The 9,672-nt window shown below is 47.0% G+C and carries 10 protein-coding genes; 6 read left to right on the forward strand and 4 right to left on the reverse strand.

Annotated features, from left to right (window positions below):
• Positions 1 to 88 precede the first annotated feature (88 nt).
• Positions 89 to 1,075, reverse strand: coding sequence for a substrate-binding domain-containing protein (locus Q1B11_RS18465; protein ID WP_299735150.1), 987 nt, complete (start codon positions 1,073 to 1,075; stop codon positions 89 to 91).
• A gap of 145 nt (positions 1,076 to 1,220) precedes the next feature.
• Here Q1B11_RS18465 and nhaC point away from each other — a divergent pair, with 145 nt between their 5' ends.
• From nhaC to Q1B11_RS18480, 3 genes are all read left to right on the forward strand, one after another.
• On the forward strand, positions 1,221 to 2,684 hold the full coding sequence (gene nhaC / locus Q1B11_RS18470; RefSeq protein WP_299735152.1) for a Na+/H+ antiporter NhaC: 1,464 nt from the start codon (positions 1,221 to 1,223) through the stop codon (positions 2,682 to 2,684).
• 68 nt (positions 2,685 to 2,752) lie between these two features.
• Complete coding sequence (locus Q1B11_RS18475; RefSeq protein ID WP_299735154.1) at positions 2,753 to 3,925, forward strand: MalY/PatB family protein; 1,173 nt, start codon at positions 2,753 to 2,755, stop codon at positions 3,923 to 3,925.
• A 224-nt stretch (positions 3,926 to 4,149) separates the two neighbouring features.
• Positions 4,150 to 4,881: a hypothetical protein gene (locus tag Q1B11_RS18480; RefSeq protein WP_299735155.1), complete on the forward strand. Its 732-nt coding sequence runs from the start codon at positions 4,150 to 4,152 to the stop codon at positions 4,879 to 4,881.
• A gap of 39 nt (positions 4,882 to 4,920) precedes the next feature.
• On the opposite strand, the gene Q1B11_RS18485 is transcribed toward Q1B11_RS18480, so the two are convergent.
• Positions 4,921 to 6,198, reverse strand: coding sequence for an aminotransferase class I/II-fold pyridoxal phosphate-dependent enzyme (locus Q1B11_RS18485; protein ID WP_299735157.1), 1,278 nt, complete (start codon positions 6,196 to 6,198; stop codon positions 4,921 to 4,923).
• Positions 6,199 to 6,356: 158 nt separating this feature from the next.
• Between Q1B11_RS18485 and Q1B11_RS18490 the strand changes: the two genes are divergently transcribed.
• The 3 genes from Q1B11_RS18490 to Q1B11_RS18500 are packed head-to-tail and all read left to right on the forward strand — an operon-like array spanning position 6,357 to position 8,837.
• Entirely contained in the window at positions 6,357 to 6,620 is a 264-nt protein-coding gene (locus Q1B11_RS18490; protein WP_299735158.1) for a hypothetical protein, read from the forward strand.
• Between the two features lie 41 nt (positions 6,621 to 6,661).
• Positions 6,662 to 7,030, forward strand: coding sequence for a glutaredoxin (locus tag Q1B11_RS18495; RefSeq protein ID WP_299735160.1), 369 nt, complete (start codon positions 6,662 to 6,664; stop codon positions 7,028 to 7,030).
• A 25-nt stretch (positions 7,031 to 7,055) separates the two neighbouring features.
• Positions 7,056 to 8,837 carry a DEAD/DEAH box helicase gene (locus Q1B11_RS18500; protein ID WP_299735162.1) on the forward strand — a complete coding sequence of 594 codons (1,782 nt, stop codon included), beginning with the start codon at positions 7,056 to 7,058 and terminating at the stop codon, positions 8,835 to 8,837.
• Between the two features lie 82 nt (positions 8,838 to 8,919).
• On the opposite strand, the gene Q1B11_RS18505 is transcribed toward Q1B11_RS18500, so the two are convergent.
• Together Q1B11_RS18505 and Q1B11_RS18510 are read right to left on the reverse strand one after the other, a co-directional pair.
• The gene (locus Q1B11_RS18505; protein ID WP_299735164.1) at positions 8,920 to 9,303 is read right to left on the reverse strand and encodes a hypothetical protein; all 384 of its coding nucleotides are present in this window, start codon (positions 9,301 to 9,303) and stop codon (positions 8,920 to 8,922) included.
• Positions 9,282 to 9,672: hypothetical protein (locus Q1B11_RS18510; protein ID WP_299735166.1), on the reverse strand; the 391-nt coding region annotated here is incomplete at its 5' end. The genes Q1B11_RS18505 and Q1B11_RS18510, both read right to left, overlap by 22 nt.

Here is a 9,672-nt window from a genome sequence, read left to right on the forward strand (position 1 = left end):
ATAAGTTCATACTTATGAAGGATAAGTATAAAAAATATAATTTTTTACTATACTTTGATCTATAAAATACTTAGATAAAAGTATAGCCTTAAATCGTAGTAACCGATTCCCTACGAACCAGCAGTGGCTCAAACCTCCGGCAAACCCCGCTATCAGGCCCCTCTATACACAACCGGGCAGCATTCATCGCCATACTCTCAATAGGACTGCGAATCGTGGTGAGTCTGGGGGTGAAGTAGCATTGGGGGAGGACATCATCAAACCCCACCACAGAAAGCCGCTCAGGGACAGAGATACCATGCTCTGAGAACACCTGAATAGCGGCAGCAGCAAAAAAATCGTTGTAAGAGACCAAACCCGTGATTGGCAGCCCTTTATTGAGCAAGTTGGTTGCCGCCAAAGCACCTCCCAGCTCCCCGAAAGGAACCTCCTCAACCCAATCCGGATTAACAGGAATACCTGCTTCTTCCAACGCCAACTGATAGCCCGAATATCGCTCAGCCTTATCATCAATATCTAGCTCGCAGCTGATGTAACCAATCTTTTTATGCCCCTGATCTAAAAGGTGTTTTGTTGCAAGATACGTCCCTTTTCGATTCTCAAGCCAGACGCATTGTTCTTCTATTTCATGTACTCGTCGGTTCACCACCACCAGCCCGGGTAGCTTGCTGGCAAAATGCGTCACTCTTTCGTCGCTCATGGCCTTGCTGTGCATGACAATATTCCGGCAGCCCTTGCTCAAAAGATAACTTAGGGCTTCCTCTTCAAAATCCGGATCATACTGGCCGCTGGCAACTATCAATTTGCGGTTGTATTTACGTGCGACTTTTTCGACGCCCTGAGTCAGTAACCCATAAAAAGGCGAGTTAAAATTACTCAGAATCAAGCCAATCCTATCACCGCCTTGGTTGATGGCAAGACGGCGATTGTCACGGGTTTGGTAGCCCACCTGCGTCATCGCATGTTCAACTCGCTCAACCGTTTCCGGTAAAACATTAGGAGAACGATTGATAACCCGGGATACCGTTGCCGTAGAAACACTGGCGGCTTGCGCAACATCATTAATGGTGGGCATGAACTTCTCTAGACTTGAAACAACCATGTAAATTACATCAAAAACAGTCACATTCTTTCATTGATTTACATCATTAAAACCGAACAGGTTTGGGAATATGATGCGCTCATCTGTGAATACCTGATCACCTTGTGGTGTAAATTACATGAATACTTCCGACGTCAGCCAGACTTCAACACCTAAAACGTCCTCCGCAGGGCTAGCCCTTGTTCCTATCATCTCCATGCTGCTGTTGCTGATGGTAGGCTACGGTGTGTATGGCCTGCCCATTGAAGCACTGCTATTAACCTCAGCCATCATAGCGGCAGGCGTAGCGTGGAAACAGGGCTACAGTTGGGATGAAATTCAGGAAGCCATCGTCGAAAGATTGGCAAAGACATTGCCAGCAGTCTTTATTCTGGTGCTGGTTGGCGGTCTGATCGGCAGCTGGATGATCGGCGGCACCATCCCAATGCTGGTTTACTACGGCCTGAAAGTCATCAGTCCTGAATACCTTCTGCTGACTTCATTCCTGGTCACCTGTCTGGTATCTCTGTGTACTGGTACTTCCTGGGGTTCTGCCGGTACTGTTGGTGTTGCCCTCATGGGTGTTGCCGGCGGTATGGATGCCAATCTGGCAGCTGTTGCCGGAGCCGTTGTTTCCGGTGCCTACTTTGGCGACAAGATCTCTCCGCTGTCTGACAGTACTAACTTCGCCCCTGTGGTGGCTGGTACCGATCTGTATTCACACATTCAACATATGCTCTGGACGACACTGCCAGCCTTTCTGGTTGCGGCCACTGTCTTCTTTTTTGCGGGCACCAGTGGCGTTTCTAATGAGACACCAGAAAAGGTAATCCACATCCTGGCCAATCTGGATCAGCTATTCACTCTGAACATCTTCCTGCTGCTGCCACCGGTGATCATTCTGTTTGGTGCGATTCGTAAGCTGCCAACCATTCCTCTGATGCTGGCTGCTATTGCCGTGGGTATTTTCAATGCGGTTGTTGTGCAAGGCTTCAGCCTGATCACCGCCTTGAATTCTATGCTGGGAGGCTTCAATAGCAGCATGTTTGCCGATGCCGGCCTTGGTCAGGTGGACGTTATCAAAGATGTTATGACACTGGTGAATCGTGGCGGTATGTCCTCCATGTTGAGCATGGTACTGCTGGTATTCTGTGCTTTCTCCTTTGCGGGTACTCTGGCACTGACCGGTGGCTTGAAAGTGATGGTTAATGTGTTGGCTAAAGGCATTAAAGGCACCGCCAGCCTGATTGGTGCCACTATCGTCACTACGTTCACTGTCGTCTGCACCACATCTGATGGCAAGCTGGCGCTGCTGATTCCTTCTGAATTGCTGCGCGATACTTACAAGCGCATGGGACTGGCGGCCACCAACCTGTCTCGCACCATTGAAGATGCCGGTACGGTTATCGAGCCTCTTGTGCCATGGACCAATGCTGGTGTATTTATGGCGGCAACTCTGGGTGTTTCCACGCTTGATTACCTGCCATGGGCCATTCAAAACTACGCCGGCGTGATCTTTGCCATGATTCTTGCCTCTGCCAATATCGGCATCGCCAAGCTGAAAGACGACAACGCACCACAGGCAACACCTGCTACGGCTTAATCAATTCCGCTGAACATGAAGTATAAGAAAAGCCCTTTTTTTAAAGGGTTTTTCTATTGAGGTTTATTATGCACCCCGATCTGGATGCTGTTATCAACCGCTACGGCACGGACTGCCTGAAGTGGGATTATATGGAAAAGTGGCTTGGCGTTCCTGAAGGTGAAGCGCTCCCAAGCTGGGTTTCGGACTGGGACTTTAAAGCGCCGGATTTTATCCTCAAACCGCTGCAGGAACGTCTGGATCACGGTATTTTTGGTTACTCCGAGCGCAGTGAAGAGTACTTCAATTCGTTGATTGATTGGTGGCGTGAACGCCATCAGGTAACCCTGCAAAAGGACTGGTTTCATACGACACCGGGCAGCCTTCCAGCTATCGCCATGCTGATCGAGTGCTGGAGTCAGCAACATGATCAGGTACTGGTCATGAGTCCCGTTTACCACGCTTTTTTCCGCACCATCACCAATACGCAACGCACCCTCGTTACTTCTTCGCTGGTTAACGACAATGGTTACTACACCATTGACTTTGATGATCTCGAATTGAAATTCAAAGCCGGTGTTAAGGTGATGATTTTCTGCAACCCACACAATCCGGTAGGTCGGGTTTGGACTGAGCAGGAAATTACGAAGGTTTGCGAACTCTGTCACCAGTATGGTGTTTACCTTATTTCTGATGAAATCTGGGCAGATATCGATTTTTCGGAGCACCGATTCTTCAGTTGTCTACGAGTTGACGAGTCACTGCAGCAAAAAATGGCGGTTTGTATCGCTGGCACTAAAACATTTGGTTTGCCATCTCTGCGATTGACTAACACCATGATTCCCAACGAGGTAGAGTCCATCCCGTTCAAAAATAAACTGCAGGCTTATGGAATTGATGTTTATAGCGCTTTCAGCCTGGTTGCGAATCAGGCTGCTTATCGAAATGGCGCCGAGTGGGTTGATCAGACCATCATATATCTAAACGAAAACAGCCGTATTCTTGATGAATTTATAAAAGCTGAACTGCCAAACATCATCTACCGACGTCAGGAATCCACTTATCTTTCCTGGCTGGACTGCAGAAGCCTTGGCTTAAGTGATGAAGCATTGGAGAAACAAGTACATTCCGCTGGCGTTATTCCGAGCATGGGATATGCATTTGGTGAAGATGGGAGTGGCTTTATCCGCTTAAATCTGGGCTGCCCCGCAAGTGTCCTCAATGAAAAGCTCCTACGCCTAAAAAAAGCCTTGATTAACTGAAAAATCTCTTCGGCCAATTCTGGTGCTGAACTTTTCAGCACCAGAAATCTTCACCTTTCCTGATCCTACAACTTTAGTCCGATCAAAACGACCCAACGACCTTTGTCCAACGGCGAAACTGTCAAGAAGCCTGTAAGATTTAATACTTATAAGATCAAAATGGATTTTAAAACAATTCGCCAGTATCAGTAGCTTCACCCGTTACTGAAGCAGGGAGGCAGGATATGTGTACTATTACAAATAACCCAAGCCAAGGAATGGGCTCTGTTATAACACAAGCTTACCAAAGAAACGCCGCACCAAAAATGATGGCTAATTCCGCCAAAGCCAGCTCTGGCTACTATAGCGTTGCTGTAAACACCCATATAAGCAAGATGCTTCCGGAAAAAGCGTCTAAATGGGAACTATCACGAACAACACATAAAGATGGCGTATTAAAACAACTCTCTGCTCTTTCAGACAGGGTTGCCTCCAAGTGGGAAAGATCTCGCGATAAACATCAAACTGAAATCTTAACTCGATTGAATAAGCTTTCTGATCAAGCCGCCACCAAATGGGAGCTTTCTCAAGATAAGCATCAGGGTGATGTACTTAAGCAGCTATCTGAGCTTTCTGATAAAGCAGCCACCAAATGGGAATTATCACGCAATAAACATCAAAATGAAGTGCTGAAGCGTCTTAATTACCTTTCTAATAAGTCTGCCACAAAGTGGAAAAAATCCAGAGATGCACACCAAGTGGAAGTTCTGGCTAGACTCAATGCACTGCCACTGGAGCAAAGCTCTTCAAAGAACCACTCCTGTCAGCATAAAAAAGCTCAAGATATTCAAAAACCTGTTGTCACGCCTACTCAGAAGCGAGCCAAAAGGACGCCCATTTCGCGATGGAATGATGCTGATCTTCAAAGAATTAAACAGCACTCTGTACGCATGTATCGACTCATCCGTCACCCCTGAACAAAAGAATAGCCAGGTACGTGACCTGGCCACCCTGAACTAACCTTGACTGGCTTCCAGAGCTTGCTGAATATCGCCAATAATATCGTCGATATGCTCAATACCAATGGATAGACGAACCATGTCTTCTGATACACCCGCCGATTCCAGCTCCTGAGGGTTCAACTGTCGGTGAGTCGTTGATGCAGGGTGGCAGGCTAAAGACTTCGCATCGCCAATATTCACCAAGCGCAGAATCATCTGCAACGCATCGATAAAACGTCCACCAGCTTCTTTACCACCTTTGATGCCAAAGCTGATAATGCCGGATGCCTTACCACCGGTGATCTTTTCTGCCGTTTCACGGAATGGACTTTCATCCATGGCCGCATAATTAACCCAATTCACCTGTGGATGGTTTTTCAGGTAAGCCGCTACTTTTTCAGTGTTTTCGCAGTGTCTTTCCATTCTCAAAGACAGCGTTTCCAAGCCTTGCATAAGCTGGAAAGCACTTTGTGCTGCCAGAGCGCCACCGGTATTTCTTAAAGGGACAACCCGGGCACGACCAATAAATGCAGCGGCACCCAGTGCTTCGGTATAGACGACACCGTGATAAGAAGGATCCGGTTCATTCAGAATAGGGAAGCGTTTCTTATTAGCCGCCCAATCAAATTTACCACTATCGATAATTGCGCCACCCAGTGTTGTACCATGACCACCAATGTATTTAGTCAGAGAGTGCACAACAATATCTGCGCCGTGCTCAATTGGACGACACAGTATTGGTGTTGCCACAGTGTTATCCACAATCAGTGGCACACCGTGCCTATGCGCAATGTCTGCCAGCTGCTGAATATCAACAATATTGCCCAGCGGGTTGCCGATAGATTCACAGAACAACGCCCGGGTATTCTCATCAATCAATGCTTCCAGAGCCGTGTAATCATCGTGGGAAGCAAAACGAACATCAATGCCCTGTCGTGGAAAGGTATGGGCAAACAAGTTATAGGTGCCGCCATACAATTGACTGGTTGAGACAATATTGCTGCCAGCGTCGGCGATGGTTTGAATCGCGTAGGTTATGGCGATCATGCCGGAAGCGACGGTCAGTGCCGCAATGCCACCTTCTAACGCAGCCAGCCTGGATTCAAGCACCGCATTAGTAGGGTTCATAATACGGGAGTAAATGTTGCCCGGTACTTTCAGATCGAACAGATCAGCACCGTGCTGAGTATCATCAAACGTATAAGAGACCGTTTGGTAAATTGGCGTTGTTGCAGCGTTGGTGGAAGAATCACCTTCATAACCTGCGTGCAGGGCGATGGTTTCCGGCTTCATTAATTAGCACCTTGGTATTATTCTTGTGGTGTTCATCATACACCTTGCCAACGACCTCGTGCAGTGTTTGCAGGTCGTAATATCAGGTCTTTTTCTCATAATTTCAGCACTATTCGATATATTCTAATGGCTGCTAATGTTTTCCAGTGAATCACTCTATGAAACCTTCTACGCCCGAGGCCATGGCAATATTGATTGCGGATATTCGCACTGCCATTCCTTTTGGCCTCTCTGAAGCGGAGCTGTGTTCAGGAAACTGCAAAGGTTGCTCTAAAAAGTTGCTGGAATTTCTGGATCAGGAGTTGCTCGATTGGAGCCATCGACTCGGTCATGGCGAAAAACCCAATCTCGGGGATATTGGTCGGCTGGAAAAAACTGCCCGAAAAATTTACTCAGCGCTCAAGAAGAATCAGTTAGTCTGATACACTGAAGCTTCGATCCACATTCACTAAATGACCAAAACATGCTTTTAAAAATAATTCGTAACGTGTTGGGATACAGTATTGCAGCCATGGATGTGGTGACTCGGCCCCGAGGCCTCAAACGCGCTCCACAGGCGCAGGCAGAAGTGGACGCTCAGACTGCCAATATGAGTTTGTACCAATTCACAGCCTGCCCGTTTTGCATCAAAGTGCGTCGTGGTATGCATAAACTGGGGCTGAATATTCAGACCCAGGATGCCATGAATGACCCAAAAGCCCGCCAGGAATTGCAGGAGAACGGTGGTAAAGTCAAAGTTCCTTGTCTCCGTATTCAAGAAGCTGGAAAGCCGGATGTGTGGATGTACGAATCCGGCGATATTCTGAATTTCCTGCAGCAGAAATTTGGCTAACCACTTTTTAGATTTCGACTTCTGAATGGCTTATCAGCTTCGCCCCTACCAAACCGATGCCGTACACAGTGTGATACGGCACTTTCGCCAATCCAACGATCCTGCATTATTGGTTTTACCCACCGGCGCCGGAAAGAGCCTGGTTATTTCAGAGCTCGCACGCATCGCTCGTGGGCGAGTACTGGTTCTGGCTCATGTGAAAGAATTGGTGGAACAAAACCACGATAAGTATGAAAGCTATGGTCTGAAAGCGTCTATTTTCAGCGCCGGGCTTGGGCAAAAAGAAGCCATTGAACAGGTCGTTTTTGGCAGTGTGCAAAGCGTGGTTCGTAACCTGAGCCAATTCCACCATGAGCCCGAGCAAAAAGCATTCACCTTACTGGTGATTGACGAATGCCATCGGGTTTCCATGGAGAAAAACTCCAGCTATCAGAAAGTGGTGGAACACTTTAAGCGGTTAAACCCTAACCTGAAAGTGCTTGGTTTAACTGCAACGCCTTATCGTCTTGGTATGGGCTGGCTCTATCAATATAAGAATGGATTGAACAATAAAGGCATTGTTAGAACCGAAGAGCCTCGTTTCTTTAAACACTGCCTTTTTGAACTACCACTCTCTTATATGATCGATAACGGCTACCTAACGAAACCCAATGTGGTGGATGCACCCATTGTTTTTTACGACTTCAGCCTTTTATCCACAGACAGCTTTGGTCGTTATCCGGAACAAGAATTGAACCAGTTGCTAAAAGGCAACACCCGAGCAACCAAGCAAATCATTGACCAAGTGACAAGCGAAGCCACTGATCGCAAGGGCGTGATGGTTTTTGCCTCCACCGTTGATCATGCCAGGGAAATTATTAGCTACCTTCCAGAGAATGAAAGTGCGCTGATTATTGGCGATACACCAGCAAAAGAGCGGGACCGTTTGATCAATGATTTCAAAGATCAGCAACTGAAGTTTCTGGTTAACGTATCTGTCTTAACCACCGGCTTTGATGCGCCTCATGTAGATTTAATTGCAATCCTTCGTCCGACAGAATCAGTCAGCCTTTATCAGCAAATTGCGGGTCGTGGGCTGAGGCTTGCTGAAGGAAAAGAAGAATGTTTGATCATTGATTATGCCGGTAACCGCTTCAGCCTGTTCAGCCCGGAAGTTGGTGAACCAAAGCCTGATTCAAAAGCAGTACCGGTCACCGTCCCTTGCCCTGCCTGCGGGAACGAGAACAGTTTCTGGGGAATTGTTGATGGCGATGGGGATCTGGTTGAACATTATGGACGACGATGCCAGGGTTTTGAGGAGTTTGAAGGCGAAAAAGAACAATGCAGTTTTCGTTATCGCTTCAAAGAGTGTGACAAATGTGGTGCTGAAAACGACATTGCCGCCAGAAAGTGTCATGAGTGTCAGAACGGCCTTGTAGACCCCGATAAAAAACTGCGGGATGCCCTGAACTTAAAAAACTGCATGGTTATCCGTTGCTCCGGCATGGAGATGAATTGCAGTAAAGATAGTAAGGGAAATACACGCCTGAAAGTCACTTATCATGATGAAGACGGAGCAGAGGTAAGTGAATTTTTCCGCCTGGACACTCCCGCACAGCAAGGCGCTTTCTATCACCATTTTGGTAAACACTCGCTAATCAATCGTGGTGAGCCCTTCAAAGCATCAACTGTGGATAATGTTATCCACAATCGCAAAAAGTTCCGTAAACCGGATTTTGTGATTGCCCACAAGGAAAAGCACTACTGGAAAATCATTGATAAGATTTTTGATTATCAGGGGAGTTTCAGAAAAGCTGACACGCTCTAGCACGAGTGAATCGAGTTGGTATGACGTCACTGCCCATATAATCATTATCTTAATCCTATATGGGCAGAAACAGACCAACTACCTATGGCACAGAAGGTGAATCGACATCGGGTTCTTCACCTGTAGGTACTACAAGGTTAATCTTGCTGTCATTATCATAAACGGCCTTGAAGTTAATATCCTCTAACAACTGGTCTTCCGGATACCTAATGATTAATGAACATGATGCATTACTATTCAAGGTGCCAGAACAATTGTTAGATAGAATCTCAGACCCTTCTGGTAGCTCATAATCATACTTAACATCATTGGCAGAGACTGAGCTTTGATTTGAGAGTGTAATGATTACTACATTGTCATCTTTCAAATCGCCAGCTTGTAGTGTTCGTGAGTAATACTCTTTTTGTGCCTCTTTCTCTATATAACGATAACTTCCATTTATTATCACCGTTCTAACTTCATCCAAACTGACTGGATCAACTGATTCATCCTTAACAAGATCTGTTGATCCGGTTGATCCTGTTGATCCTGTTGATCCTGTTGATCCTGTTGATCCGGTTGATCCGGTTGATCCGGTTGATCCGGTTGATCCGGTTGGTCCGGTTGGTCCTGTTGGTCCTGTTGGTCCTGTTGGTCCTGTGGGTCCTGTTGGTCCTGTTGGTCCTGTTGGTCCTGTGGGTCCTGTGGGTCCTGTTGGTCCTGTGGGTCCTGTTGGTCCTGTTGGTCCTGTTGGTCCTGTTGGTCCTGTGGGTCCTGTTGGTCCTGTTGGTCCTGTTGGTCCTGTTGGTCCTGTTGGTCCTGTTGGTCCTGTTGGTCCTGTTGGTCCTGTTGGTCC

The sequence above is a fragment of the uncultured Endozoicomonas sp. genome, from assembly GCF_947495845.1.
Taxonomy (GTDB): Bacteria; Pseudomonadota; Gammaproteobacteria; order Pseudomonadales; family Endozoicomonadaceae; genus Endozoicomonas.